The sequence below is a fragment of the Siphonobacter sp. SORGH_AS_0500 genome (assembly GCF_002838835.1).
Lineage (GTDB): Bacteria > Bacteroidota > Bacteroidia > Cytophagales > Spirosomataceae > Siphonobacter.
This window is the reverse complement of the sequence record NZ_NHPP01000023.1, coordinates 24,591-51,432: the sequence shown is the minus strand read 5'-3', so window position 1 is coordinate 51,432 and position 26,842 is coordinate 24,591. Positions and strand designations below refer to the sequence as shown.

The following is a 26,842-nucleotide window of genomic DNA, read 5'->3' as shown; positions in this document are numbered from 1 at the left end:
TAAACGTAGAAATTACCCAGTCGAAACTAAAGAATACTTTAGAGACAACTGGGTAACTACTTATGTACTAGTTCATTAAGAACATGATCTTAGTTAGCAGGTACGCTAACAGACTCCCGCTTTGCCAGCGAGTAAGTCAATGCGGCTTTCACGAATTTCACGAAAAGCGGAGCCGGGTTTAACACCGTACTTTTATACTCAGGGTGGAACTGAACCCCGATAAAGAAGGGGTGTACTTCTGATTTCAGCTCGATAATCTCAACCAGTTTGCTTTCGGGGTTAATACCGGATGTAACCAGCCCAGCCGCATTCAGTTGTTTCAGGTACGCGTTATTGAATTCATAACGGTGACGGTGACGCTCGGAAATCTTCGTCTTTCCGTAGATCGCATGAGCTAAAGAATCCTTTTTCACATCGCAGGGCCAGGCTCCCAGACGCATCGTACCGCCTTTTGCCTTAATGCCTTTTTGCTCGGCCATCAGATCAATAACGGGGTTTGGCGTTTCAGGCTCCAGTTCGGACGAAGAAGCATTAGCGATACCAGCCACGTTACGAGCGTACTCGATAACGGCCATTTGCATCCCTAAGCAAATACCAAAGAAAGGAATCTTGTTTTCGCGAGCCAGTTGTACCGCCCGGATTTTACCTTCCAGACCGCGTTCTCCGAAGCCCGGAGCGACCAGAATGCCATCCATACTCAGTAATAAGTCGATAGTATCCTGTTGTTCCAGCGTTTCGGATGAAATCCATTCTACTTTCACGCGGCATTCGTTTTCGGCACCGGCGTGGTTAAACGCTTCCGCGATGGACTTATACGCATCTTTCAATTCAACGTATTTACCGACCAGAGCCACAGTAATTTCTTCCGTTGGGTTTTTGAATTTACCCAGGAAGTCCTTCCACGAGTCCAGATCGGGTTCCTGATCGTTATACAGGTTGAGTTTGTAGAGAGCTCGCTGATCGAGTTTCTCTTTTTTCATCAACAAGGGAACGTCATAGATCGTATCGGCATCGATGGACTCGATTACGTCATTAGGCTGTACGTTGCAGAACAAAGCGATCTTCCGACGCATGTCAGTTGGGATCGGATGCTCCGTGCGGCAAACCAGAATGTCAGCTTGAATACCGGATTCTGAAAGCGTGCGTACCGAGTGCTGCGTGGGCTTGGTTTTTAACTCACCCGCTGAACTCAGGTAGGGTACCAGCGTCAGATGAATAAAGAGCGTGTTGTGTTCTCCCAATTCGTACTTGAGCTGACGGGCCGCTTCAATGATCGGTAAGGATTCGATATCACCTACGCAACCCCCAATTTCCGTAATGACAATATCAAACTGGCCCGTATTACCTAAAGCCGTAATGCAGCGTTTGATCTCGTCCGTAATGTGAGGAACCACCTGAACCGTCTTGCCAAGGTATTTACCCTCGCGTTCGGCCATGATGACGTTGTAGTAAATACGACCCGTGGTAACGTTGTTGTCCTGAGACGTAGGAACGTTCAGGAAACGCTCGTAGTGACCTAAATCTAAGTCGGTTTCGGCCCCGTCATCGGTAACATAGCATTCACCGTGCTCATAAGGATTGAGCGTTCCGGGATCTACGTTGATGTAGGGATCAATTTTTTGAATGGTAACTGAAAGGCCCCTGGCTTGCAGAAGTTTAGCTAACGAGGAGGCGACAATGCCTTTGCCGAGAGAAGATGCAACCCCGCCCGTAACAAAGATATATTTCGTCGGTTTGACCGTGGACATGAAACGACGTGATGTTTGTGTACGGGATGCAAAGATAATAGCAAAAAAGTAGATTTGAAGGTATAGGCTAGACAGTTTTTTTTGAAGTGGGAGGTAAGATTTTGGTCATCAGCGGGTTGTGTAGCTCAAAAAATGTTTAAAAATAACAGAGTTTCCAACCTTAAAGTAAAATCTGGGGTCTGATTGAAAACTTATATCCTATGAAAAATATACTTTTAATTCTGGTTGGATTATCTCTGGTAATGTCCTGTAAAAAGGAGGCCGAAGTCAAGGTTGATGCTTGTATGAACGCCGGGGCAACGGACGTCAGTACTGCAGAAAAACTGTTGGTAGGCATTTGGCAACTAAAATATAGTAGGGGCTGGACCTATTCCGAAGATGTCCCATCGGTAGTGTTAGCCTTTCAGGACAACAAGCAGGTAACTGTGTCTAAAAACAATCAGGTCATTTACAAAGGAGTTTACGGCATTAGAAGCTCAAATCAGTCGCTGTTTTTAATGGATTCATCCGGTAAGTATCAATACAGAGGAACGGACTATCTAACGGGCCAGATTCAGGTGTGTGAGCAGAATTTAATCATAGATCAGGGTTCTGCGGCAGATTGGCCCATTTATGGCTATACTAGAAAAGATACTTTGCAGAAATAAAAAGAGCCTGGATTTGCAAATCCAGGCTCTTTTTATGCGAGATATGTTGTTAAAACGGCACTTATTGGGCTATTGTTGTGTTTATGAAAAATAAGGCCATAGTTTTTCATGAAATTAACCCAGCAATGCAGCAGCAACCAATTTATGAACTAAATATTCAGCCTTACCCTGCTTTGGCTGAACAGCGGCGACGCCCTCCCTCAGTGGTGTATTTCTCTAATTTAACTAAAACGGTAGAATTCTTATTAACCACTTTACAGATTCATGGATGGGACGCTCAACTGAGTTACTCGACCATCTACAGAAACTTACAGATCAGGGACAAATTCTGGCAGGATTACGAAGTGAGTGGAGTAAAATTTTTCCGGGTCACGATTTCCAAACAGCTATTGAACCCGGTGTTACCAACCGTAGAAATGGAAGATTATCCTAGAAAACGGTAAATGAGTTTTGAGCGGCCGCCGTTGCGGTTTTGAGTTTTGAGTTTTGAGTTTTGAGTTTTGAGTTTTCAGTTTTCAGTTTTCAGTTTTCAGTTTTCAGTTTTCAGTTTTCAGTTTTCAGTTTTCAGTTTTCAGTTTTCAGTTGGAAAGTGAAAACCAATAAAGATAGGGGAGATGTTTGGAAATGAGAATACTAACCCCGGAGGGGTTGAACCTGAATAGCCCCGGATGATAATCCGGGGTTCCCCATGGACGGACCCTCCCCATGGCGGAAAGTGCAAATCTATAAGGGTAGAGAAGGCGTTTGGAAATGGGAATCATAACCCCGGAGGGGTTTAATTATGAATAGCCCCGGATGATAATCCGGGGTAACAATCCGGGGACGACGATTAGGGAAGGCGTTGCCCGAATTGTAATTCTCCGGCCATGTCTCAATTTCTGAAGGAAGTGGTTGGTGAGGACACCAACCACGGGGAAAAATGAGAATAGTAACCCCGGAGAGGTTTAATTATGAATAGCCCCAGGTGCAACCCGGGGTGAGATGAAAGGTAAATAGATCCGTTCTGGATGGACCCGTTCTGGATGGACCCTCCGCCCTGGCTGGTGTCCTCACCAGCCAGTCTGCTCAGGTTTCAATTTTTGAAGTAAGTGGTTGGTGAGGACACCAACCACGGGGGAAAATCCATAAAGTTAGGGGAGACGTTTGGAAATGGGAGGTATAACCCCGGAGGGGTTGAACCTGGATAGCCCCGGATGATAATCCGGGGTAACAATCCGGGGACGACGATTAGGGAAGGCGTTCCCCGAATTGTAATTCTCCGGCCAAGGTTTCAATTCCTGAAGGAAGTGGCTGGTGAAGACACCAACCACGGGGAAGTGGCTTTTCCTATTCAACCCAGAATCCTCCACCCAAAATCCTGCAACGATCTTCCTAAAAGTTGTAAGGGAAACCAGTCCAGAAAAGGCGAAATTTGTAGAGTAATGAAAACGGACATGGAAACAACAGAAGCAGCAGTGAATAAAGTACGTATACCCGTAACAGGTATGAGCTGTGCGGCTTGTGCTCGCAGTGTTGAGACGGTGCTTTCCAGACAACCCGGCGTTTCTGAAGTAGCGGTTAATTTTGCGGATGAGTCGGCTCGGATTACGCTGAATCCTCAAGAAACCTCATTAGAAACTTTACAGAAAGCCGTCCAGAATATAGGATATGGCTTAATTCTGGATGCTGAAAATGCTCAGGAAAAACAGGCCGAGTACAAAGAAAACCGTCTGAAAAATCTTCAGAAAAGCCTGATCTGGTCGGCGGTCTTCACCTTTCCGGTTTTTATACTCGGCATGTTCTTCATGGACTGGCCGCCTGCCAATTACCTCATGTGGGCCTTAAGTACACCCGTGCTCTTCTGGTTTGGCCGCAAGTTTTTTGTCAATGCAGTAAAGCAGGCCCGTTATGGGCAAACGTCGATGGATACACTCGTGGCCATGAGTACGGGTATTGCGTATGCATTCAGCGTTTTTAATACCGTATATCCTGAATTCTGGCATCGCCAGGGCTTGCATCCGCACGTTTACTTTGAGGCGGCGGCTGTTGTGGTGACCTTCATTCTGGTAGGTAAATGGCTGGAAGAGCGGGCAAAATCCAATACGTCATCCGCCATTAAAAAACTGATGGGTTTACAGCCTCAAACGGTTATTCGGGTTGAAAATGGGGAAGAAGTAGAAGTTGCCTTATCCGAAGTAGGCGTAGGAGATCGGCTCGTAGTAAGACCGGGCGATAAGATTCCAGTGGATGGTCAGGTAAAGTCAGGACAATCGTATGTCGATGAAAGCATGATTTCCGGGGAACCCGTTCCTGTAGAAAAATCAAAGGGTAAAAAGGTATTCGCGGGAACCGTCAACCAGCAGGGAAGTTTTCACTTCATTGCTCAGAAAGTAGGCTCAGAAACCTTATTGGCTCAGATTATTCAAATGGTACAGGAAGCTCAGGGAAGCAAAGCCCCTGTGCAGCGGATGGTGGATACAATCGCCGGAATCTTTGTGCCCGTTGTGGTCGGTATTTCGATCATTACTTTTATCGTATGGCTGATTTTGGGGGGCGAAAACGCTTTAACCTATGCCTTACTTAATGCCATTACGGTATTGGTAATTGCCTGTCCTTGTGCCCTCGGGCTGGCTACGCCGACGGCGATTATGGTGGGAGTAGGGAAAGGAGCCGAGTTAGGCATTCTGATTAAAGATGCCGAAAGTCTGGAGCGAGCTCATCGGGTTACAACGGTGATTTTAGATAAAACCGGAACCATTACTGAAGGAAAACCAACGGTTACCCAGACGCTCTGGAAAGATGAACGCTATAAAGCCGCATTGATGGGACTGGAAAGTCAATCAACGCACCCCCTGGCTCAGGCGGTAGGGACCTATCTTAAAGCTGAAAAGATCAAATCGGCTTCATTCAGTAATCTGGAGAACGTTCCCGGAAAAGGTATTCAGGGGATTGCCGATGGTGAGCTTTTTCAAGTGGGTAACCCCAAATGGATGCAGGAACAGGGCTTTTCGCTGGAAGGCTGGCCCGTGTCCCAGTGGCAGTCAGAAGCCAAAACGGTAATTGTCTTTGCTAATCAACGGGAGGTCATTGGATTATTGGCTGTTACCGATCCCGTGAAAAAAACGTCTCGCGAAGCCATTACGCAACTGCATAAAAATGGCATCGAAGTCATGATGCTGACGGGCGACAATGCTCAAGCAGCGGCAGCCGTAGCCCGTGAAGTAAACCTGGATCAGTTTCGGGCGGAGGTGTTACCGGGCGAGAAAGCCGATGTGGTGAAAGCATTACAGGCTCAGGGAAAAGTAGTGGCCATGGTAGGCGATGGCATCAATGACTCGCAGGCACTGGCTCAGGCAGATGTTAGTGTCGCCATGGGACAGGGCTCGGACGTGGCGATGGATGTCGCAAAAATGACGCTCATTTCAAGTGATTTGCAGCAGTTACCCAAAGCTCTACGACTCTCGCGATTAACTGTCAAGGCTATTCGTCAGAATTTATTCTGGGCCTTTATTTATAACCTGATTGGAATTCCCATTGCGGCGGGTGTGTTATTCCCCGTGAATGGATTTTTATTAAACCCCATGATTGCCGGAGCAGCAATGGCTCTAAGCTCAGTATCGGTGGTGACGAATAGCTTATTACTGAAATACCGTAGGGTTTAATTTTGAATGAGTGAAGGATAGAATGAGTGAATTTTTGCTTTGACTCATCACCGTAATCGTTTGGTGCCTTCATCAATTAACCTAGGAAAAAACAACTGAAAACAAACAACCGTAAACTAACTCATGGAAACGCTTCAATTTAAAACCAATATCAACTGTAGTAACTGTGTCGCTAAAGTTTCTCCTTTTCTGAATCAGGAAGATTCGATTGATCACTGGAAAGTGGATACTAACAATCCTGATAAAATTCTCAGTGTCGAAGGAGAGGAACTGGATTCGGATGAGATTATTAAAACCGTTGAGAAAGCCGGTTTTAACGCGGAAGTAGTTGGTTAATTCAACTTCGTGAAAGTTTTTAACTTTCGGGAAGTTAAGTAAAAAAGGAGGCCGATTCTAACTTAGAATCGGCCTCCTTTGCTTATTAGGCTTCTACTGACAGCGGTTGGTTAACCGCTTCGTGCCAGGGTAAACCGTGCTGGTTCAGTAACTCCATGAATGGATCTGGATCAAGTTCTTCGCAGTTCCAAACGCCGGGTTGCATCCAAACGCCGTCGCACATCAGCTTGGCACCGATCATTGCGGGAACACCCGTTGTATAACTTACACCCTGAGCTTGCGTGTCTTTATAGGCATCCTGGTGTTTACAGTTATTCCAGACGAAATAGGTCTTCTCTTCACCGTCTTTACCGATACCACGAATCTGGCAACCAATAGAGGTTTCGCCCGTATAATTTTCGCCCAGCGTTCCGGGTTCGGGTAATACGGCTTTCAGGAATTCCAGTGGAACGATGTCCTGGCCCTGGAATTTGATGGGCTGAATGCTGGTCATTCCGACATTTTCAAGAACCTGAAGGTGAGTAATGTACTGCTGACCAAAAGTCATCCAGAAACGAGCCCGTTTCAGGGTTGGAAAGTTCTTCACCAGCGATTCGAGTTCCTCGTGGTAAAGTACGTAACTTTCTTTTTCACCTACGTTAGGATACGCAATGGGCTTGTGAATGCTCATCGCGGGGATTTCTACCCATTCCCCATTTTCCCAGTAACGACCCGGTTGCGTAATTTCCCGGATGTTAATTTCTGGGTTAAAGTTCGTGGCAAACGCTTTTCCGTGATCACCCGCATTACAGTCCACGATATCCAGGTACTGCATTTCGGAGAACTGATGTTTGTTTGCATAGGAAGTAAACACCTGCGTAACACCGGGGTCAAATCCGCAACCCAAGAGAGCCATCAAACCCGCTTCTTTGAAGCGTTCCTGATAAGCCCATTGCCAGGAGTATTCAAACTTGGCTACATCTTTAGGCTCGTAGTTGGCCGTATCGAGGTAATGCGTTCCCGTTTCCAGACAGGCATCCATGATGGTCAAATCCTGGTAAGGAAGAGCCACGTTGATGACCATGTAAGGCTTGAATTCATTGATTAATGCAACCAGTGCAGGAACATTATCCGCATCAACGGCTGCGGTTTGGATAGGCGTAGGCAGACCGTGTTCGGCTGCTTCCGCTGCAATTTTATCGCATTTAGACTTTGTACGAGAAGCCAGCAGAATTTCACTGAAGGAATCCGGGTTCATGGCTACTTTTTTGGCAACTACGTTACCAACGCCACCTGCACCAATAATTAAGACTTTCTTGCCCATTTTCAGTTGTGTATGAACGAACGAGTGTTTTGAGGGTTCTAAACTTAACCAACAACAGAAGTTACCCCTTTTCAGACCTGAGTCCTAAGGCTGGATTTTAGCTTCTTTTGAGTTCTTCGGCCGCAAAAATAGTAGTTCCAGTGAAAAAGGGGTGACTATTCCTCGTTGTTTACAAAAATTTAAAACCAAAAACAACTCCCCACACAAAGACATAATGGGCGAAAAAGATGGCCATGAGATAGGCCGAAAGCTTTACCCGGGGTGGTCGGGGATGAATTTTAAGCACAGTGCCCCAGAAGCCAACAGCCAGAATTCCGCTGGCCGTACCCAGAATAAGAACAGACCACCAGTCGGGCTGTAGAAGTTCTTTCCACCAAATCCAGCCATAGACTAATGCAAAAGCAAAGCCTATAGCGTAATGAACCAGCGTGCCAACAATCACCGCCAGGGGACTTGTCGATAATTCACCGTTGGGTCCGGTTTGGAAGGTAAGTAAGGTGCCTAATACATTGATAACTTTTGTTCTATAACCCGTTATAAAACTTAGGATATACATGAATAAAGTCATGGCAGAAGTACCCGCCAGACTGGCGATAAAAAGGGCAGGAAAGTTCATGGATTGGTAAATTGGTTTCCTCAACTGGGTAAAGAAGTATTCCAATTTTGACCGTAATGGGTGCTAATACTCAAGTAAAAATAAAATAAACTTTTGCCTTAGTATCTTTGCAGGGTATTGTTATCAATTCTTATGTCATTCCACTCTCTGGGTCTATCCGAGGCTTTACTTCAAGCCATTGCCGAGCAGTCATACACCACACCTTATCCTATTCAACAAGAGGCCATTCCGGTTATTCTGAATGGAAAAGATGTGTTGGGAATTGCTAAAACCGGTTCGGGGAAAACCGCCAGTTTTGCCTTGCCTGTTCTGGAGTTACTTCAGAAAACCTCGCCCGCCCACAATCGCTTTATCAAAGTTCTGATTCTGGTGCCCACGCGGGAATTAGCCGTTCAGATTGCCGAAGTCTTTCAGGGATTTAGTAAAAAATTACCCCGAAAAGTGCGAACGCTAGCGGTATACGGTGGAGTTTCCATCAATCCTCAAATGCAGCATCTGCCCGGAACGGACGTATTAGTGGCCACGCCCGGACGTTTGCTTGACCTGCTGGATAATCATGCTCTTTCGCTGGCTCAGGTTAATACGTTGATCTTGGATGAGGCCGATAAAATGCTGAATCTGGGTTTTGAAGAAGAGATGAATAAAATCTTCGCCTTATTACCCCGAAAGCGTCAGAACCTCCTGTTTTCGGCGACACTAGCGGATTCAGTAGACGTGGTTCAAAAAAAGATATTAACCCAACCCGTTAAGATTGAAATAGAAGAACCCGAACTTGACCTCGATCAGATTCACCAGATCGCTTTTGCGGTAACAGCCGAGCGGAAGGGCCCGTTTTTACGCTACCTGATTAAGTCTGAAAACATGAAGCAAGTGCTGGTCTTCGTTTCATCCACCCGAACGGCTGATAATCTGGTTGTCAAGCTGAACAAGAACGGCATTCAGGCGTATGCCATGCATGGTCAGAAAAGTCAGGGAGCGAGGATGATGGCATTGAACCGCTTTAAATCCGGTGAAATTCAGGTATTAGTCGCCACCGATCTGATTTCTCGTGGAATTGATATTCAGTTTTTACCCTACGTCATTAATTTCGAGTTACCTCGTTCCCCGAAAGATTATGTCCACCGGATTGGCCGGACGGGTCGGGCTGATGCTTCCGGCGAAGCCATTTCGCTGATTACACCTGAAGATGAACATCATTTCAAGATTATTCAGAAAAAGATGAAAAAGCGGGTAGAAATTCTGGAGAGCAACCACATCGATTTACACGGGTATTAATGAGGCTCAGTTGATAGTTCTGAGTCGTTGTTTATTCGTATTTTCATCAGCGGCAGTGTCGCGATACGTCACAAGGAAACGAATTATTTGGCACTGGTTTTTAAAAAATAACGGAAAGAGTTAATACAGAACAAAACCTTTATTTTTTATGAATACCATTTCCATTCAACGAGTAGGTACCGCCATTGCTGTTGTAGGTAGCATTGTCGTACTTATTTTTTACCCGTTCCCGAACCCAACGTAAAAGCTCTTTTAGCAAGCAGCGGAAAGAGGTAGACGAAAATCTGTTAACTCCGGCCAATGAAACCTTCGGGATTATGTGGCCCACGATTTATACCGGAACTACGGCTCTCGCCGTTCACCAGGCCTTACCTGATCAGCTCGATAATCCCCGTTACCAGAAAGCGGTGCCTTGGTTAGTAAGTAGTTACGCTTTAAATAATGTCTTTACGTACTTCTTTGCTAAAGATGATTTGCTAAGTCGTCGTGCTGCGGCTTTAACTACGATTGCCTTATTACCCAATGCGTTGATGCTGCATGAAGCCCTGGAAATTGGTAAAACCAACGTTCCGCAGCCGGAACGCACTTTTCAAAAATCGATCAGTCTATATGCTGGTTGGTTAACGGCAGCTTCGGTGATTAGTGGAGGAAATTTGTTGTTACAATCGGGCATTAAAATACCTGAATCCTTAAAAGGGCAATTAACCTGCGGGGCTTTATCGCTGACGGCTACGTTGGGCATAGGTGTCGCCCGCAAACTGAATGATCCTTATTATTTAATTCCGTTCATCGCCGCCCTTGCTGGAATCGCCGCGAAACAGAAGAATGAGCGGAAGGAAGTAGCCCTTTGTGCTGCTACGCTGGCTGTAACGGTTGCTGGAGTTTTTGCCAAGCAGTTACAGGAATCCAAGCCTTTGGAACGTATTGAAGAATAGGGGGATTTTATGGTAAATATAACTTCCCGAAAAGCAACGTGCCCCGATTTAAACTTTCGGGAAGTTATAGAATTCTTACCTCGATTTACAGAATCAATTAATTGTAGAAGAAAGAAAAGATACTGCTAAGAACATTAGATCGTATCGTTTTTCTTAACAATTGCCATTCCTCTTCTTGTTTTTGAAGCATCAAAGCCGACGGCAATCCGCAAGTTAATATGGGTACCAGATAACCCTGATATAAAATTGGTTGGATTGACAGATAATCGGGCTTTATAGAAAAAGAAAGCTCGTTCCTGATAATCACTCTTTATTTTAAAAATACGACAAATTTCGATTCCGGCAGTTGGACCATATCCGATTAAAATCCGATCATCATCTTTATTTTTGCGGGGAGTAAACTCATTAACAGCAGCTCCAACAAAAGGAATATATACCCAATGATTGCGTTGAATTTTTCGCCCGTAAGTTAATTCTATGGCGGCTAGGTTCGTTTTAGTACCAGGTAACCAGTCTCCTTTTTTGTAAAAGTAATCTCTGGTTTTATTGCCTCCTAAATTCATATCAAAGCTGATTCTGGATTTAGCATGATCGAAGGAGAAACCCAAATTGAAGCTGGTAGCATCCGTAAAATACGATTTTGTCTTTCCTAGGAAAAAGTTTCTGCCAATGCCCGTATACAGGCCAATACTCCATTGAGTAAAGGTTTCAACTACCTCAACTTCAGGTGTTTGTTTGATTAACTCTGCAACTTTATTAGCCCAACGTTGAAGTGTAGCGGCGGACGGATCGGCGGTTAATTCCTGTTCAAATGCATTTTGCATTTGATTGGTGTTCTGTCTAACCTGAGCGTATAAATCATCCAGAATTCGTTGGGCTTGCTGAGGAGAATCCTTAATATCTCCAAGCTGCATAACCTTATATTTCAAAACCCTTGAAGCATAGCCCTGCATATCAAAAATAATCTGAGCGTATTTTAGATTTCTCGGATCTTCAGATTCCAGAGTCGAATGCCTCGGATCAAAAACTACTTCAGAAGTAACAATGGGTCTGAAACGCTGAAAGGTTATGGGGTTAATTTGATAATTAAAATTTAACTGTATGTCCAGATAATTCCGAGTAGTAACTTCTGAAAAATTTCGAAAGGACAGTTCAGTAGAGGGTGTCCAAATGATACGGTTTGACTGAGCAAAAGAGCTTACCGAAATCACTAATAAACTAATTACTTGATAGAGACGGGACATGTTAGGAAGGTGCGATTAAATGCCTTACAAATGTACCGATTTTGGATATTTATCACTAGAGGAAATAAGCATCTACGAAAAGAACCATAAGATAAAGAGTCAGCTTATATATGGGTTCTTTGTCTTCTTAAGTAATGCATACAGCGAGGCAGTCAGAACTAAAGTTTCCAGCGGTCTGTGCGAGATGTCATCTCGTTCCTACCCAAAATAGATATGTATTGATGTTTCTGACTCTTTTTAATACTTGGGCCAGTTGGAGGGTAAAAACAGAAGTAATCAATAGTGAATTAAATGAAATATAAAAGTCCGGCAAGCAATTGCCGGACTTATGAACGGGATTGGATAGAAGTTAATAACGCATTTGCTGCAATCGATCAAAAGCGGCTTCTTCCAGAGCTTCCTGATGGTCAGGGTGAGCAATGTGAATCAGAGCTTTAGCTCGCTGAGCCAGGTTTTTACCGTATAAATCAGCAACGCCGTATTCGGTCACGATGTAACGCGTGTGGGCACGTGTCGTTACCACGCCTGCTCCCTGTTTGAGAAGAGGTACAATTTTAGATTCACCCCGATTAGTAACCGAAGGAATGGCAATAATGGCTTTCCCATTCTGAGACAAGGTGGCTCCCCGAATGAAATCCATCTGACCGCCTACGCCCGAATACATCCGTGTGCCGATGGAATCAGCACAAATTTGTCCGGTAAGATCTACTTCAATAGCACTGTTAATGGCCGTTACTTTAGGATTCTGACGAATAATGGCCGTGTCGTTAACATAACCAATATCCAGCATAGACACCCCCGGATTATCATCAATAAAATCGTAAAGCTTACGACTACCTACGGCAAAGCTTGACACAATTTTTCCGGGGTGTATTTTCTTATGTTTACCCGTAATGATTCCTTTATGAACCAGAGGTAATAACCCATCGGAGAACATTTCGGTATGAACACCCAGATCGCGGTGATTTTCCAGATAGAGTAATACGGCATTAGGAATACCGCCAATTCCCATCTGAATGCAGGCTCCGTCTTCTACCAATCCCGCTACATTCCGACCAATGGCCGATTCGACGTCCGTGGGTCGACTCAATTCATGCTCATACAGCGGACGATCCACATAACTCATCGCCGTAAATTGCTGAACGTGAACAATTCCGTCTCCGTGTGAGCGGGGAACCTGCGGGTTAACCAGAGCGATTACTTTCTTCGCGGATTCAACGGCAGCTCTACTCACATCCACTGAAGTCCCAAGCGAACAATACCCGTGCTGATCCGGCGGTGAAACCTGAACGATAGCGGTATCCAGCGGCCAGATTCGATTTCGGAATAAATTGGGTACCTCACTTAAAAAAATGGGCAGGTATTGGGCGTATCCTTCCGCAACGGCTTTCCTCAGACTTGAACCAATAAAAATGGCATTGGGGAAAAAAGCGTGGCGAGCTTCGGGCTCAACCAGAGGAAAAGTTTTTCCCTCCAGGTGCATGTGAATGGTGTGTACGTCCTCCAGTTCGGATGCTCGCTGGGCCAGGGCCTCAATCAACGGCATGGGCGTAGCGGCGGCGGCCTGTATAAATACGCGTTCGTGACTTTCAATATGGCGAACCGCCTCGGCGGGCGATACATAGCTGTAATGATTCATGGTAATCTTTTGTCGAAAGAAAGGTCAAATTTGACGCGTCAAATTCGTACAAAAAATGAAGAATATCAGCTTTTGAAGAAAATTATTTAGAAATATTCTAAATAATTAAACTTTCCATGAAGTCAGATGGCCAGTGATCAGGAAGGTAACCCCTGACGAGAGGTAATTTACTTGACCCGAATGTACTTTTCAACGATGGTATGATTAATACCCAGTTCTTTGATTTCCTCCTTGCCCGTTTGAATAAGGGTATCCTGACGAAATTCAACCGTAAACTGAAAGCTTTTGCCTTCATAAGGCCGATAGCTGCAATACTCTACGTGTTCGGTGTATTGGTCCCCTTGCCAAGTGTAGGTACCACCGCCTCCGGCAAAAAAGGCAGTAGACGAATCTTTCCCGGCCTTCAAATCATGATTCAGAAAGGAGAAGTGAGTGTCATTGAGGATCTTGATCATTTTCCGACCGGAAAGGTCATCCGAAGTAGTCTTTCCCGCTTCAATTTTCTGGGCAGCCACCAGTTCCCAGCTTCCTTTTAATTCATTTTTGGGTTGACACGCGGTAATGAAAAGGAGAGCGAAAGCAAAAAAGGCGAGTTTCATTGGAGTATCATAGGTTTTAGAAGTCGTGAAGTAACAAAAAAGCATTGGATTTGAGTGTCTTTCTACTCAGATCATGGACCGTTGGTGTAAAAGATTTAGAGTCAGATTCAAAAGCTTTCTACTTTGAGATCAAGTCTTCATAACTATCAGTCCTATGTTCAAATTCAAGTCAAAGAAACCAGCTTCGGCGAGGAGAGAGTGGTTAAATTCACTGGTGTTTGCGGTCATAGCTGCTACACTGATTCGTTTTTTCACTATGGAAGCCTTTGCCATTCCTACGCCTTCGATGGAAGCAAATCTGATGGTAGGCGATTTTCTGTTGGTGAGTAAGCTTCATTACGGAGCCCGCACGCCACAAACGCCCCTGCAATTACCATTGACGCACCAGAAAATCTGGGGTACTGATTTGCCTTCTTATACGGATGTCATTCAGTTACCTACATATCGGCTGCCCGGATTCACGGAGGTGAAAAATAATGATGTCGTCGTATTTAATTTTCCTCCCAAAGTGAACGGCGAGAAGGACCATCCGGCCGATTTGCGAAAACATTTAATTAAGCGATGCATCGGTATGGGTGGAGATGTGATTGAAGTGCGTCAACAGCAAGTGTATGTCAATGGAAAGAAGCAAGCCATGCCTGAGAAGGCTCAGACAAGTTACCTGCTCAAAACCAGTGAAGTGCTAGACGAGCGTTTCTTTAGAAAGTATAATCTGGTGAATGATTACCAGTCAGCCGAGGGGCCGTTTATTAACTGGAACCCTATAGAGATATATAATCAAAAAACACAAAAAAATGAACTTGTAGGGTATCAGATTCTGACTACAGAAGCTACAGCCCAGCAGTTACGCCAACTGGATTGGATAAAAGGAGTGGAACCCTTAACGGCTTTGGCGGGGGAAAAAGAATCGGGCATCTACGGCAACTCCGTTTATCACTGGAACCGGGATAACTTTGGTCCTTTAGTCGTTCCCAAACAGGGAATGACCATTCCCATAAATGCAAAAACCATTGCCCTTTACGGACCGGTCATTGAACGTTACGAACATTTAGAAAACGTGAAAGTAAACCCTGATCAAGTTGAGATTAACGGCAAAAAGATTCAATCGTATACCTTCAAACAGGATTATTATTTCATGATGGGAGATAGCCGGCATAACTCCGACGATTCGCGATACTGGGGCTTCGTTCCCGCCGATCACATCGTAGGAAAAGCCGTGTTCGTCTGGATGTCCATCGACCCGGTAGCGGCACAGGTCTGGAATAAAATTCGCTGGAATCGGTTGTTTTCGGTTATTAACTAAAGAATGAGGCTAATGTCTCATTCTTTAGTATTTTCGGCCTTATGGTTGGTGATGCTCCGCTAACTCTAACCATAAAGTAGCTTACTTAAGTTGCTTGACTTGTTTCTTAACATCCGTATAAAATGAATCAGGTAATTTGGGAAATTTCTTTCTATACGCTTCTTCTAAAAATGTAAGGATTTCTGAAAGATCTTTGGGATGTTTGGCTAAGTCTTTTCTTAATTCATGAATAATTCCCTTACTAATGGCTGTATAATAGCCATATTTAGCAGTGGGGTACATATCTTTAAGCTTATGAGTGCCCCACTTCGCATCTCCAATTTCTGAAGTGTCTCCTTGGGCAATCAAATCAAATTGACGAGCTGCAAGTGTATTATAAAGTTCTAAAGCTTTCTCTGTACGAAGCTCTTGGGCCGCTGTGCAAAAGGAAAAGCTTAAAATTGTAAAAAAAGTGATAGTGATTTTCATAAAGTAAGGTTTATTTTAACTTCCTGTATAGCAAATCATGCATATGTTGTAGGAATAAACTCCATACTTGTACAAAGAAATAAATTAGTAAAGGAATTTTTTATTAGAAAAAGCTTTCAGTTTAGCTAGGCAATGTTCTGAAGAACGATAAATTGTATCTATTTGATTAGTTAAAAACAATTCACGGATTAACAATGGATCATCACCTAATATGTATTGATACGTAAAAGGGGTATTAGCATTTTTTAATTTATTAAACTCTTTTCTATACCTAACGTATTGAATATTACTAGGGATTTTTTTGTTATCTCTAATTATGTTCCAATAATGATAGAAACCTTCCTGCCCCCTAAATATGATTCCAATATTAGAACCAGCAGTAATGTGAGGCAATAAGGTTTTAATGCTATTATAATGATGAATATGATTAATAAAAGCCAATTCTTGTTCACTTTTATTAAAAATAGTTGCGTTTTTCAATTCATTATAGTACCCTGAACGATCTAATATATCAAATATTTGTTTTCGGTTCGAAAAAGATTGCCCCTTTTTTAAAGGATAGCAGTCAGTAGAAGAGTTAAAATTGTAATAATGACAAAGATCTTTTTTTAATGTAATATTATCGGGCTTGTCTGGTATACATACGTATGCCGGGACATAACTTGTGTACTTTTTAATGTAATATCCGAAAGGGATGATTGGCTTACTCGGATTAGCAAATACGAGGAAAAGAGAAATTAATAGTAGGGGTATTGTTAAATAAGATAATCTAAGGTTTTTGTATTGAGTGTATACATAAGAAACAATTATAACACCCAATGAAAAAAAAGGCATATGTGTTCGAGTACTCCAAGCTTGGTATTTTAACAAAGTACAAAAAAGAATAAAACCAGCAAAGGTACAAATCAAAAGTGAGACTAATGAATTGGGCTTTTTTACGAAGAGAAAGATAATACTGCCGACAATGATCAATAACAAGTGAATGTTATTAGGAATCATATCTTCATGAATGGTAAAGCGTATTAAGAAGGGATCTAGTCTTTGAGATATTTCGTCTACGTTAACTCCAAGCCAATGATGAAAATGTACAATAACTTTCTCATTCAAAGTGTTAATTTCATTATTTGGCACACCGATATGCAAGCTTATGTTCTTTACTATACCTGAAATAGTATATTTTAAAGAATGTTTGCCAACAGGAATATTCTCCACAAAAAGATCATCCCCCGGTATGGGACCTATTGCTCTTCCGAAAACTTCATAGTTTCGTTGTATAAAAGGATAAAATACTATAGATTGAACAATAATGAATAGGAGTAAAATACGTATAGCATATGAAAATTTATACTTTTTAAGAATTTTAATGCCAAAATAGAAAGCGAAAGGAAGTGTAAAAATAAATACAGTATATTTTGTAAATCCTCCAAAAGCTAAGGAAGTGATAAATATAAATATTATTTTACTGTTATGATTTTTAACTAAGCTAAAACCAGCATAAACGAATACTAGAAAGAAAAAGCAGGCTACTAGATCAACCTGAGTACTAGTGCTTTCGAAAATAAATATAGGTATTGTTAACAATAAAATTGTAGCCAAGTATTGCCCTCTGATAGTTATTCCCAAAAGCTTTGCTAATAGACCTATTGTACATAAAGAGCCTATAAATGCTGTATATTGTACTAATCCTGCAACATGATCAGTATGAGCGAGTAGAATACTATCAAGAACAAGATATTCTGCAAATACATTGAGATACAACTGCTGGAGATGCTGAGTAGGATAATGGTTTAGATTGCCATTGGTAATCCAGTAAATAATCCTGTTCAGATGGTAGGCATGGCTGTCAAAATTATTGGGAGATACATAAACTGATAAAAAAAGCAAGGGTAAAAGTATGCATAAGCAAATCAAAGTGGTGCTAATTTTATAAGGATATGTTTTAATAATAAATAAATCTTTGTATAGACTTACTATAAAATTATTATGTTTTAGTTTAAGAATAAATGCTGTACTACTTATAATTAGTACAAATCCCCAATAGATAGAAGCAGTATTAGATGAAATAAAATTGAAGTAGGAGGCTGTTTCATTGTAAATAAATACTAGAGTAGATAATGATAGTAAGGTAAAAATTAAAGAAATCCGAATATTACTATAAAATCCTAATTCTTTATTGCTATCATAATTGAGAATAAAGATAACTAAAAAAGTTAATATCAGTAGTAAATAACTCATGGGTAGGATGTTTAGGAGAACACTAGTTTATACAGAATTAGTTATCTACTATATCCATTTCTCAAAAAGGTTATCAATGCGATTTCACCTATTACTCACCATTGTTGATATTTAGCGAAGTATCACCAATGATGATGGGTAATAGAGATTAAAATAATTTACATAAAATGTAATTGATAATTAAAAAAACTAATAGGCAAAAGTCAGTACTACTTATTTCAGAATGAACAGATTATTGAAATTTTTCATATATGAAAAAGGGCGAAGAAACTCTTCGCCCTTTTTCTATATAACCTAACTTAACAACCTACTTCACCACCCGCACCTTCACATGCGAAGGCTGGCTGGGCGTAGAATACACCTTGTGCGTAGCCTTCTGGAAATCGGATTCGCTGGCTTTATAGATGTTTACAAATTTCTGAGGGTTGCGGTCTACCAGCGGGAACCAGGAGCTTTGGACCTGCACCATGATTTTATGGCCCTTCTTGAAGCAATGAGCCGCGTCCTGCATGTCGAATTTTACTTCTTCTACCTTGTTAGGCACCATAGCCTCGGGTTTGGAGAAGCTTTTACGGAATTTGGAACGCATTACTTCACCGCGTACCATTAACTGGAAACCACCCATTTTTGTCCCCGGAATCGGGCTGTTGTTAGGAGCGTCGCCGGGGTACACATCAATGAGTTTTACCACAAAATCTGCGTCAGTTCCGGTGGTAGAGACAAATAAATCGGCCATAACGTTACCCGAAATGATTACGTCTTCCGTGAGCACGTCTGATTCGTACACCAGCACGTCGGGGCGGGTAGCTGCAAAACGCTGATCTTCGTACATAAAGTCAGCTCCACGGACGTTACGAATTTCGCTGGTAAAAGGCACGGGCTTGTTGGGGTCGCTCAGGTATTCCATAAAGCTGGTGGGAGTCGCTTTCGGAGCCTCGAAGGATAACTTACCTTTTGCGTGGAAGTACAAGTTTTTTTCCTGTGACTGCTTCGGCGGCCAGGCGTCATACTTTTTCCAGACGTTCGAACCCGTTTCAAAAATATAGGCTTTCGGTAATTGTGGGTCTTTTTCGCCTTTCAGGTGATGATTGAAAAAGGCCAGCTCGATGTTTTCCCGGTAAAAAGGCCCGGTATCTGAATCGAAGCGGATGTTACCCAGTACATCGCCCTTCACCCGTGACCAGCCGCCGTGAATCCAGGGACCCATCACCAGAAAATTGGAAGTTTTCGGGCTGTTTTTTTCGATTCCGGCAAAGGTCTTCAGTGGACCGTATAAATCTTCCTGATCAAACCAGCCACCCACGGTTAAAATTGCTGGAGTAATGTTTTTCAGGTGCGGCACGGGCGTGCGGGACTTCCAGAATTCGTTATAACTCTCGTTCTCCATCATCTGATTCCAGATGACGTTTTCGCCCTTTAAAATCTTCTCGTTAATATTCTTGATCGGTCCAATATTCTTGTAAAACTCGTAGGAATCAGGCGTTCCGAAGTTGCTGAATTGGGGAGCCGTCTGCGTGGTAGGCTCGGGGCGGGGAGCACCGTAGGAAGACAGAAACGAGAAAGTTCCCATCAAAAAGAAAGCTCCATTATGGTGGCGGTCATCACCCATGAACCAGTCCGTTACCGGAGCCTGGGGCGAGGCCGCTTTCAGAGCCGGGTGGGCTTCAATAGCCGTCATGGTCGTGTAAAAACCTGGAGCCGAGATGCCCCAGGTACCTACTTTGCCATTATTAGTGGGGAGATTTTTCAGTAACCATTCGATGGTATCATAGGTATCTGAGCTTTCGTCAACATCGGTTTTTTTCGTCTTGTTAGGGATGAAGGGCTTTACCGCCACAAATTCGCCCTCAGACATGTATTTACCCCTGACATCCTGGTAGACAATAATATAGCCTTCCTTGGCAAAGAGCATCGAAGGGCCCAGACTCATTTTATATTTATCTTCCCCGTAAGGAGCAACGCTGTACGGCGTACGATCCAGCATAATGGGATATTTCTTTGACTCGTCTTTAGGTACATAAATCGAAGTAAATAGTTTCACCCCGTCCCGCATCGGAATCAGACGCTCGAGCTTACTATAGTTCTTGCGGATGTACAGAGAATCTTCCCGCAAATTCCCGGGAATTTGGGCGAAAGAATCCGTCGCAGTAGTAGCCAGTAGGATGCTGGTTGCTACCGTGACCATGGTTTTGAAAACGTGTTTCATATCAAATGGTTATGTGAATGCAAGAAAGGCTTTAGTTCGCAGGGGACGTGAGAGCATCGCGATTACGAATCCAGACGGCTTGTTGCAGGCGGTTATTCGCCATGCCGCTAACAACGCCGTTTCCGAGTCCAATGGCAATACCGGCTCCCCACCAGGCCCAGTAAGAGCGGCCTCGATTACCACTCACCTGGGTCAGACCCACAATGGTAGTGCCGAGGGACGCAACGGTTAGGATCGACGAGATATTTTTAAGCTTACGGTACCCCCGGTATTCAGCCATACCGTAAGGGGAGAACTCAAACTCCTTTTGCAAGTTGCGTTGACCTAAACCGGACGAATAGGCTTGACCTCCTTTGGCAAAGCGGGTGCCATTGGCAAAAACAAAAATGGTTTCACGGTCATAAGCCCGACGAAGGCTGTCCCGGCGGAAGTCCTGGAGCGTTTGGGATTTGGCGGGATGAAGACCCGCCAGTAAAAGCACTAAAATCAGTAATTTCTTCATGGGAGAGGGTTTACTTCTTCCATTGCAATATCGGACGAAGAGTTGATTTTTTCACACGAATGCGATTTCCCGTATTCATTTAAGGCCTTTTCGCAGGAGTATTGCGACTTTTCAATAGATTGAGTGTATTTTTGTAGATTGGAAGGGAAGTCGAGTACACGCGTCCCGGCGTTTCGATTCATTCCAGGTATTCAGATAGCCTATAAGCTAAAAGCCAGCAGCCTTGGCTGTTCAACTAAACATAACACGTGAATAACATTCGCAATTTCTGCATCATTGCCCACATTGACCACGGCAAGAGTACATTGGCAGACCGACTAATTGAGCAAACCCAGACCGTATCCCAGCGACAAATGCAAAATCAGTTGCTGGATGATATGGATCTCGAACGCGAGCGGGGCATTACCATCAAGTCGCATGCCATTCAGATGGATTATACGTTTGAGGGTCAGAAGTACGTGCTGAACCTGATTGACACGCCGGGTCACGTCGATTTTAGTTATGAAGTAAGCCGTTCCATCGCTGCCTGCGAAGGAGCCTTATTGGTAGTGGATGCTTCGCAGGGTATTGAAGCTCAGACGATCAGTAACTTGTATCTGGCTTTGGGACATGATCTGGAAATTATTCCTGTATTAAATAAAATTGATTTACCGGGTGCCATGCCCGAGGAAGTATCCGATCAGATTGTGGATCTGATTGGCTGCGACCGTTCCGATATTATTCACGCATCGGCGAAAGAAGGCATTGGCATTGCGGAAATTCTGGCGGCGATTATTCACCGTATTCCCGCCCCCAAAGGTGATCCCCAGGGAGGATTCCAGGGTTTGATTTTTGATTCGGTATTTAACTCTTACCGGGGTATCGAAGTAATCTTCCGGGTATATAACGGCGAAATTCGTAAAGGTGATAAGATTAAATTCATGGCGACGGGCCGTGAATATTTTGCTGATGAAATTGGCGTATTACGTCTGGAAAAGGAACCCCGTGACGTAATTAAAACGGGTGACGTAGGGTATCTGATTTCGGGTATCAAAACGGCAAAAGAAGTAAAAGTAGGGGATACCATCACCCGGATGGATAATAAGGCTACGGAAGCAATCAAAGGATTCGAAGATGTGAAGCCGATGGTATTCGCCGGGATTTATCCCGTGGATACCAGTGAATTCGAAGAACTTCGCGAAGCCATGGAAAAGCTGCAACTGAACGATGCGGCCCTAATCTGGGAACCCGAGACATCGGCGGCCCTGGGCTTTGGTTTCCGTTGCGGTTTCCTGGGCATGTTGCACATGGAAATCGTGCAGGAGCGGCTGGAGCGTGAGTTCGACATGACGGTGATCACCACAGTTCCTTCGGTACAGTTCAACGTGGAGACGACGAAAGGGGAACACCTGAAAGTATCGGCTCCTTCGGAAATGCCCGAGCCTAACCACATTGATAACATTGAAGAACCCTTCATTGCGGCTCAGATTATCACCAAAAGTGAATACGTCGGAGCCATCATGAAGCTTTGTATGGATAAACGCGGCGTGCTGAAAAATCAGGTATATCTGACTTCAGACCGAATTGAGCTGCAATTTGAAATGCCACTTTCTGAGGTAGTTTTCGACTTTTTTGATCGTCTGAAAACGATTTCCCGCGGGTACGCTTCGCTCGATTATCAATACCTCGGTTTCAAAGAAGGCGACATGGTGAAGCTGGATATTATGCTGAACGGGGAGAAAGTAGATGCCCTGTCGGCCATTGTTCACCGGGATAAAGCCTATGAGTGGGGCAAACGTCTGTGTGAGAAACTCCGCGAGTTATTACCTCGTCAGCAATTCGAAATTGCTATTCAGGCTGCTATCGGACAAAAAATCATTGCTCGCGAAACGGTAAAAGCTCTTCGGAAAGACGTATTGGCCAAGTGTTACGGTGGTGACATCAGCCGGAAGCGAAAACTGTTAGAGAAACAGAAGAAAGGTAAAAAACGGATGCGTCAGGTGGGTAATGTAGAAATCCCGCAGGAAGCGTTTATGGCCGTTCTGAAACTAGAGAGCTAGCAAGTAGTTCAGGTGTGATACGGTTTGCATGTGTAAGCAACCGAATGACCCCATTTATATCATCCGTATCGTTTCGTACTGTACAAGTATAAAAACACGGGTTTTGAAAAAGACTCGTGTTTTTATATGCATTATACAAGCTACTTCGTTTTTATTCTCGTAAGTTTGAGGGATTGCCTTTACCAAATAAAGCCTAACCTACATTTCTTACACTTTCATCTAACCCTTTTTTTACTCTGAATGTCGAAACTCCGATTTGTTGACAAGCGGCGATCTACTTTCTTCGCCGATGCCCGCCACCGAGTTGATGCGTACTTCACTGAAAACAACATTCCTAAAACTGGGAACCGTGCGATGTGGAACAAGACCATCTTTTATATGGTCGTTTTTTGGGTTCTCTACGGACTGATCATTTCCAATCAGTTCAACGTTTGGGTGATGTTAGTGCTTGCCATTGCTTTAGGCATGACCTGTGCCTTCATTGGTTTTAATATTTGCCATGATGCTGTACACGGCTCTTTCGCCGCAGATTCAAAAACGAATAAGGCTTTAAGTTTGTGTTTTCACTTGATTGGTGGAAATCCTTACGTCTGGAGCCTTTCCCACAATGTGGTGCATCATACGTATACGAACATTCCTGGTCACGATGAAGATCTGGAAATTGCTCCGGGTTTGGTGCGTATTCACCACGAAGAACCGAATAAAAAGATTTACCGTTTCCAGCATTATTATGCCTTTTTGCTGTACGGACTGGCTTCGTTGAGCTGGGTATTACGGAAGGACTACGTAAAGTTTTTTCAGAAGGATATTGGAAAAACGGCCAGCGGCAAACACCCACGTAAAGAGTATTTCAACCTCTTTTTCTATAAAGCGGTTTATTACGCACTCTTCATCGTGCTGCCTTTGTGTGTGCTTTCCATTACCTGGTGGCAGTTTCTGATTGGCTTCCTGGTGATGCATTACTTTGAAGGACTGGTGCTGGGTTTAGTGTTTCAGTTGGCCCACATTGTGGAACATGCTGAATTCCCTGAGCCTAATGAAGACGGCAACATCGAAGAATCCTGGGCAGTCCATCAAATGCAGACCACGGCAAATTTCTCCTGTAACAGCCCCGTGGCTACGTTCCTATGCGGAGGTCTGAATTTCCAGATTGAACACCACTTGTTCCCCAAGATCTGCCACATTCATTACCCCGAGATTTCTAAAATCGTGAAAGCCACTGCGGCTGATCACGGCATTCATTACATTGAGAACAAAACCTTCTGGACGGCTCTGCAATCCCACTACCGGGTTTTGAGAAAATACGGGAAAGAGGAGTTTACACTGGAATCCGTAGAAGAACTTCAGCCTGTGGCCGTTCGAGCCTAATATTCCGAGGGAACGAAGAAAATCGTTAGGCTTTGATTATCAGGAATTGTAATTGTATAATTGTAATAATGAAATGAGAAAAGAGAGAAAACCCCTGCTGGTTTCTCTCTTTTTGCTTTATTTTGAGGGATTATTCAGGATTCTTTCCGAATCAGACGCAAAAGCTGAATCAAAAGGTAATCTTAAATGGTTGTATATAAATAGGTTTAAACGAACTGATAATCAGTAGCATTGGAAAACTTAACAGGTTCCAATGCCGAAATCTGAGAATCAGACGTATTTTTGACTCGCAATTCTGTTCTAAACCCTTTCCGTTAGTTTACACATGGCAGAAGTAATTCGTATGCCCCTCCTGAGCGACACGATGACTGAAGGGGTCATCGCTGAGTGGCTCAAAAAAGTGGGCGATACCGTTAAATCCGGGGATATCCTGGCTGAAGTTGAAACCGACAAAGCCACGATGGAACTGGAAAACTACGCAGATGGTACCCTCCTGTACGTAGCCGCTGATAAAGGCCAGGCTATTGAAGTAAATGGTGTACTGGCTGTGGTAGGTAAACCAGGTGAAGATTATCAATCTCTTCTGGATGGTGAAGGTGGATCATCTAATGGTGCAGCCGCTGAAACTAAAGCAGAACCCGCTCCTGCTGAACAACCCAAAACTACTGAAGAGCCTAAAAAAGCAGAAGCCCCCAAAGCTGCGGTTGACTTATCCAGTATTAAAGCTACGGCTGTTCGCATGCCTCTGTTGAGTGATACCATGACTGAAGGTGTCATTGCCAACTGGGTAGTGAACGTAGGTGATAAAGTGAAAAGTGGTGACATTTTGGCTGAAGTCGAAACCGACAAAGCCACGATGGAATTGGAGAACTACGACGACGGCGTTCTGCTGTACATCGGGGTAGAAGCAGGTAAAGCTGCTCAGGTAAACCAAATCATTGCGATTGTAGGTGAAGAAGGGGCCAACTTCCAGGCTATTCTGGATGCTGAAAATGGCACTTCGTCGGCTCCTGCGGAAGCAAAAGAAGAAGCTCCTGCCGCATCTGTAAATGGATCTTCCGCTGAAGCTAGCCAGTCTAGTGATGCAGAAGGCCGTATCAAGGCTTCTCCCTTAGCTAAGTCTATTGCGAAAGATAAAGGTATTAACCTGTCTGACGTAACAGGTTCCGGTGAAAACGGACGTATTGTTAAGAAAGATCTGGATACCTTTACGCCAGCAGCGAAAGAAGCTCCAGCTCCAGCGGCTGCCGCTACTCCAGCTGCACAACCGGCTGGGGCGGCTCCAGCTCCGAAACCAGCGGCGGTTCCTGAACCAGTCGGTGAGTACGAAGATCTGCCCGTAACGTCGATGCGTAAAACCATCGCTCGTCGTTTATCGGAGTCTCTGTACACCGCTCCGCATTTCTATCTGACGATGGAAATTACGATGGATAACGCGATGAAATTCCGGGGCCAGGTGAATGAAGTTTCTCCCGCAAAAATCTCTTTCAACGACTTTGCGATTAAAGCTGCGGCTTTGGCTCTGAAACAACATCCTGCCGTTAATGCTTCGTGGTTAGGTGATAAGATTCGTCGTTATAAATACATCAACATCGGTGTGGCAGTAGCGGTTGAAGATGGTCTGGTCGTTCCTGTGGTTCGTAATGCTGATCAGAAAACACTTTCCACGATTTCTACGGAAGTAAAAGATTATGCAGGTAAAGCGAAAAGCAAGAAACTTCAGCCTAAGGAGATGGAAGGTTCTACCTTCAGTATCTCTAACCTGGGTATGTTCGGCGTAGAAGAATTCAATCCGATCATTAACTCCCCTGATTCCTGTATTCTGGCCGTTGGCGGAATCAAGAAGACCGTAGGTGTTAACGACGCTGGTGAATTCTTTGTTACCAACATCATGAAAGTAACTTTAGCGTGTGATCACCGGGCCGTAGATGGTGCCACGGGTGCAGCCTTCCTGCAAACGTTCAAGCAACTCATCGAGGATCCCATGCGTATGCTGGTATAAATAGTTTGTTGTTAGTTTTTAGTTGATGGTTGTTAGAAATCAATTACAATTAAAACTGACTCATCCTTAAAATAAAAGGGTTGATTGTTAGGTGTAGTTGAACTAACAACCGATTAACAGTCAACCAACAACTAAAAAGCGGCTCCGGAATGTTATTCGGGGCCGTTTTTATAACCATGAAAATGATACTATGAAACCCGTGGAAATTCATTCGACTACCGTATTAGGAATTGTGCATAACGGCGAAGTAGTCGTTGGTGCCGATGGACAGGCAACGATGGGTAATACCGTTGCGAAATCCAATGTGAAAAAAATTCGTAAGCTGGCTGGGGGTAAAATCATAGCTGGTTTTGCAGGAAGCACTGCCGATGCGTTTACCCTGATCGAGCGTTTTGAGGAAAAACTCAATGCCTATGGTCAGAATATGAAACGGGCGGCCATTGAATTAGCCAAAGACTGGCGTACTGATCGCTACTTGCGGAAATTGGAAGCCATGCTGATCGTGGCTAATGCGGAAGAAATATTAATTATTTCAGGAACGGGAGATGTCTTGGAACCCGAAAATGGCATTGCAGCTATTGGTTCCGGTTCAAACTTCGCTCAGGCTGCCGCGATTGCTCTGAAGAAGCATGCGACAAATCTGACAGCCGAAGAAATGGTTCGCGAGAGCCTTCACATCGCTGCGGATATTTGTATTTATACGAACCATAATCTGGTTGTAGAGAAAGTAGGGTAA

At 43.9% G+C, this 26,842-nt stretch carries 21 protein-coding genes; 11 read left to right on the top strand and 10 right to left on the bottom strand.

Annotated features, from left to right (window positions below; all coding sequences use genetic code 11):
- Positions 1-89: 89 nt before the first annotated feature.
- Positions 90-1,748, bottom strand: a complete 1,659-nt coding sequence (locus tag BWI96_RS19765) for a CTP synthase (RefSeq protein ID WP_106638246.1) — start codon at positions 1,746-1,748, stop codon at positions 90-92.
- A 200-nt stretch (positions 1,749-1,948) separates the two neighbouring features.
- Here BWI96_RS19765 and BWI96_RS19760 point away from each other — a divergent pair, with 200 nt between their 5' ends.
- The 4 genes from BWI96_RS19760 (at position 1,949) to BWI96_RS19745 (ending at position 6,372) form a co-directional block, all read left to right on the top strand.
- Positions 1,949-2,395, top strand: a complete 447-nt coding sequence (locus tag BWI96_RS19760) for a hypothetical protein (protein WP_106638245.1) — start codon at positions 1,949-1,951, stop codon at positions 2,393-2,395.
- 125 nt (positions 2,396-2,520) lie between these two features.
- On the top strand, positions 2,521-2,838 hold the full coding sequence (locus BWI96_RS19755; RefSeq protein WP_157830458.1) for a hypothetical protein: 318 nt from the start codon (positions 2,521-2,523) through the stop codon (positions 2,836-2,838).
- Positions 2,839-3,828: 990 nt separating this feature from the next.
- Entirely contained in the window at positions 3,829-6,036 is a 2,208-nt protein-coding gene (locus tag BWI96_RS19750; RefSeq protein ID WP_232793820.1) for a cation-translocating P-type ATPase, read from the top strand.
- 123 nt (positions 6,037-6,159) lie between these two features.
- The gene (locus BWI96_RS19745) at positions 6,160-6,372 is read left to right on the top strand and encodes a heavy-metal-associated domain-containing protein (protein WP_106638243.1); all 213 of its coding nucleotides are present in this window, start codon (positions 6,160-6,162) and stop codon (positions 6,370-6,372) included.
- Between the two features lie 85 nt (positions 6,373-6,457).
- Here the strand turns inward: BWI96_RS19745 and BWI96_RS19740 are convergent, their stop codons facing one another.
- Complete coding sequence (locus tag BWI96_RS19740) at positions 6,458-7,675, bottom strand: saccharopine dehydrogenase family protein (RefSeq protein WP_106638242.1); 1,218 nt, start codon at positions 7,673-7,675, stop codon at positions 6,458-6,460.
- Between the two features lie 169 nt (positions 7,676-7,844).
- A complete protein-coding gene (locus tag BWI96_RS19735; protein WP_106638241.1) occupies positions 7,845-8,291 on the bottom strand; it encodes a hypothetical protein in 447 nt (148 codons plus the stop codon).
- Between the two features lie 132 nt (positions 8,292-8,423).
- Between BWI96_RS19735 and BWI96_RS19730 the strand changes: the two genes are divergently transcribed.
- Together BWI96_RS19730 and BWI96_RS19725 are read left to right on the top strand one after the other, a co-directional pair.
- Positions 8,424-9,566, top strand: a complete 1,143-nt coding sequence (locus tag BWI96_RS19730; protein WP_106638240.1) for a DEAD/DEAH box helicase — start codon at positions 8,424-8,426, stop codon at positions 9,564-9,566.
- Between the two features lie 203 nt (positions 9,567-9,769).
- On the top strand, positions 9,770-10,501 hold the full coding sequence (locus BWI96_RS19725; protein ID WP_106638239.1) for a tryptophan-rich sensory protein: 732 nt from the start codon (positions 9,770-9,772) through the stop codon (positions 10,499-10,501).
- 134 nt (positions 10,502-10,635) lie between these two features.
- Here the strand turns inward: BWI96_RS19725 and BWI96_RS19720 are convergent, their stop codons facing one another.
- The 3 genes from BWI96_RS19720 to BWI96_RS19710 form a co-directional block, all read right to left on the bottom strand.
- Entirely contained in the window at positions 10,636-11,454 is an 819-nt protein-coding gene (locus BWI96_RS19720) for a hypothetical protein (RefSeq protein WP_157830457.1), read from the bottom strand.
- 640 nt (positions 11,455-12,094) lie between these two features.
- Positions 12,095-13,384 (bottom strand): acetyl-CoA hydrolase/transferase family protein, encoded by a 1,290-nt coding sequence (locus BWI96_RS19715; protein ID WP_106638237.1) that lies wholly within the window; start codon positions 13,382-13,384, stop codon positions 12,095-12,097.
- A gap of 167 nt (positions 13,385-13,551) precedes the next feature.
- The gene (locus tag BWI96_RS19710) at positions 13,552-13,983 is read right to left on the bottom strand and encodes a hypothetical protein (RefSeq protein WP_106638236.1); all 432 of its coding nucleotides are present in this window, start codon (positions 13,981-13,983) and stop codon (positions 13,552-13,554) included.
- A gap of 154 nt (positions 13,984-14,137) precedes the next feature.
- Between BWI96_RS19710 and lepB the strand changes: the two genes are divergently transcribed.
- Positions 14,138-15,286: a signal peptidase I gene (gene lepB, locus BWI96_RS19705; RefSeq protein ID WP_106638235.1), complete on the top strand. Its 1,149-nt coding sequence runs from the start codon at positions 14,138-14,140 to the stop codon at positions 15,284-15,286.
- Between the two features lie 81 nt (positions 15,287-15,367).
- Here lepB and BWI96_RS19700 read toward each other — a convergent pair whose 3' ends face one another.
- From BWI96_RS19700 to BWI96_RS19685, 4 genes are all read right to left on the bottom strand, one after another.
- Positions 15,368-15,754, bottom strand: coding sequence for a hypothetical protein (locus BWI96_RS19700; RefSeq protein WP_106638234.1), 387 nt, complete (start codon positions 15,752-15,754; stop codon positions 15,368-15,370).
- Positions 15,755-15,838: 84 nt separating this feature from the next.
- Positions 15,839-17,989 (bottom strand): glycosyltransferase family 39 protein, encoded by a 2,151-nt coding sequence (locus BWI96_RS19695; protein WP_106638233.1) that lies wholly within the window; start codon positions 17,987-17,989, stop codon positions 15,839-15,841.
- Between the two features lie 307 nt (positions 17,990-18,296).
- On the bottom strand, positions 18,297-20,195 hold the full coding sequence (locus BWI96_RS19690; RefSeq protein WP_232793819.1) for a CocE/NonD family hydrolase: 1,899 nt from the start codon (positions 20,193-20,195) through the stop codon (positions 18,297-18,299).
- 31 nt (positions 20,196-20,226) lie between these two features.
- Positions 20,227-20,697 (bottom strand): hypothetical protein, encoded by a 471-nt coding sequence (locus BWI96_RS19685; protein WP_106638232.1) that lies wholly within the window; start codon positions 20,695-20,697, stop codon positions 20,227-20,229.
- A 248-nt stretch (positions 20,698-20,945) separates the two neighbouring features.
- Here BWI96_RS19685 and lepA point away from each other — a divergent pair, with 248 nt between their 5' ends.
- The 4 genes from lepA to hslV all read left to right on the top strand — a co-directional run bounded on the left by lepA (position 20,946) and on the right by hslV (position 26,842).
- Positions 20,946-22,736, top strand: coding sequence for a translation elongation factor 4 (lepA, locus tag BWI96_RS19680; RefSeq protein WP_106638231.1), 1,791 nt, complete (start codon positions 20,946-20,948; stop codon positions 22,734-22,736).
- A gap of 240 nt (positions 22,737-22,976) precedes the next feature.
- Positions 22,977-24,104, top strand: coding sequence for an acyl-CoA desaturase (locus BWI96_RS19675; protein WP_106638230.1), 1,128 nt, complete (start codon positions 22,977-22,979; stop codon positions 24,102-24,104).
- A gap of 325 nt (positions 24,105-24,429) precedes the next feature.
- On the top strand, positions 24,430-26,106 hold the full coding sequence (locus tag BWI96_RS19670) for a pyruvate dehydrogenase complex dihydrolipoamide acetyltransferase (protein WP_106638229.1): 1,677 nt from the start codon (positions 24,430-24,432) through the stop codon (positions 26,104-26,106).
- 190 nt (positions 26,107-26,296) lie between these two features.
- Positions 26,297-26,842, top strand: coding sequence for an ATP-dependent protease subunit HslV (gene hslV, locus BWI96_RS19665; protein ID WP_106638228.1), 546 nt, complete (start codon positions 26,297-26,299; stop codon positions 26,840-26,842).

Bases quoted from the DNA above. Each gene is read 5' to 3' on its own strand.
- BWI96_RS19765 (WP_106638246.1), bottom strand. From the start codon at position 1,748: ATGTCCACGGTCAAACCGACGAAATATATCTTTGTTACGGGCGGGGTT.
- BWI96_RS19760 (WP_106638245.1), top strand. From the start codon at position 1,949: ATGAAAAATATACTTTTAATTCTGGTTGGATTATCTCTGGTAATGTCC.
- BWI96_RS19755 (WP_157830458.1), top strand. From the start codon at position 2,521: ATGCAGCAGCAACCAATTTATGAACTAAATATTCAGCCTTACCCTGCT.
- BWI96_RS19750 (WP_232793820.1), top strand. From the start codon at position 3,829: ATGGAAACAACAGAAGCAGCAGTGAATAAAGTACGTATACCCGTAACA.
- BWI96_RS19745 (WP_106638243.1), top strand. From the start codon at position 6,160: ATGGAAACGCTTCAATTTAAAACCAATATCAACTGTAGTAACTGTGTC.
- BWI96_RS19740 (WP_106638242.1), bottom strand. From the start codon at position 7,675: ATGGGCAAGAAAGTCTTAATTATTGGTGCAGGTGGCGTTGGTAACGTA.
- BWI96_RS19735 (WP_106638241.1), bottom strand. From the start codon at position 8,291: ATGAACTTTCCTGCCCTTTTTATCGCCAGTCTGGCGGGTACTTCTGCC.
- BWI96_RS19730 (WP_106638240.1), top strand. From the start codon at position 8,424: ATGTCATTCCACTCTCTGGGTCTATCCGAGGCTTTACTTCAAGCCATT.
- BWI96_RS19720 (WP_157830457.1), bottom strand. From the start codon at position 11,454: ATGCAGGGCTATGCTTCAAGGGTTTTGAAATATAAGGTTATGCAGCTT.
- BWI96_RS19715 (WP_106638237.1), bottom strand. From the start codon at position 13,384: ATGAATCATTACAGCTATGTATCGCCCGCCGAGGCGGTTCGCCATATT.
- BWI96_RS19710 (WP_106638236.1), bottom strand. From the start codon at position 13,983: ATGAAACTCGCCTTTTTTGCTTTCGCTCTCCTTTTCATTACCGCGTGT.
- lepB (WP_106638235.1), top strand. From the start codon at position 14,138: ATGTTCAAATTCAAGTCAAAGAAACCAGCTTCGGCGAGGAGAGAGTGG.
- BWI96_RS19700 (WP_106638234.1), bottom strand. From the start codon at position 15,754: ATGAAAATCACTATCACTTTTTTTACAATTTTAAGCTTTTCCTTTTGC.
- BWI96_RS19695 (WP_106638233.1), bottom strand. From the start codon at position 17,989: ATGAGTTATTTACTACTGATATTAACTTTTTTAGTTATCTTTATTCTC.
- BWI96_RS19690 (WP_232793819.1), bottom strand. From the start codon at position 20,195: ATGAAACACGTTTTCAAAACCATGGTCACGGTAGCAACCAGCATCCTA.
- BWI96_RS19685 (WP_106638232.1), bottom strand. From the start codon at position 20,697: ATGAAGAAATTACTGATTTTAGTGCTTTTACTGGCGGGTCTTCATCCC.
- BWI96_RS19675 (WP_106638230.1), top strand. From the start codon at position 22,977: ATGTCGAAACTCCGATTTGTTGACAAGCGGCGATCTACTTTCTTCGCC.
- BWI96_RS19670 (WP_106638229.1), top strand. From the start codon at position 24,430: ATGGCAGAAGTAATTCGTATGCCCCTCCTGAGCGACACGATGACTGAA.
- hslV (WP_106638228.1), top strand. From the start codon at position 26,297: ATGAAACCCGTGGAAATTCATTCGACTACCGTATTAGGAATTGTGCAT.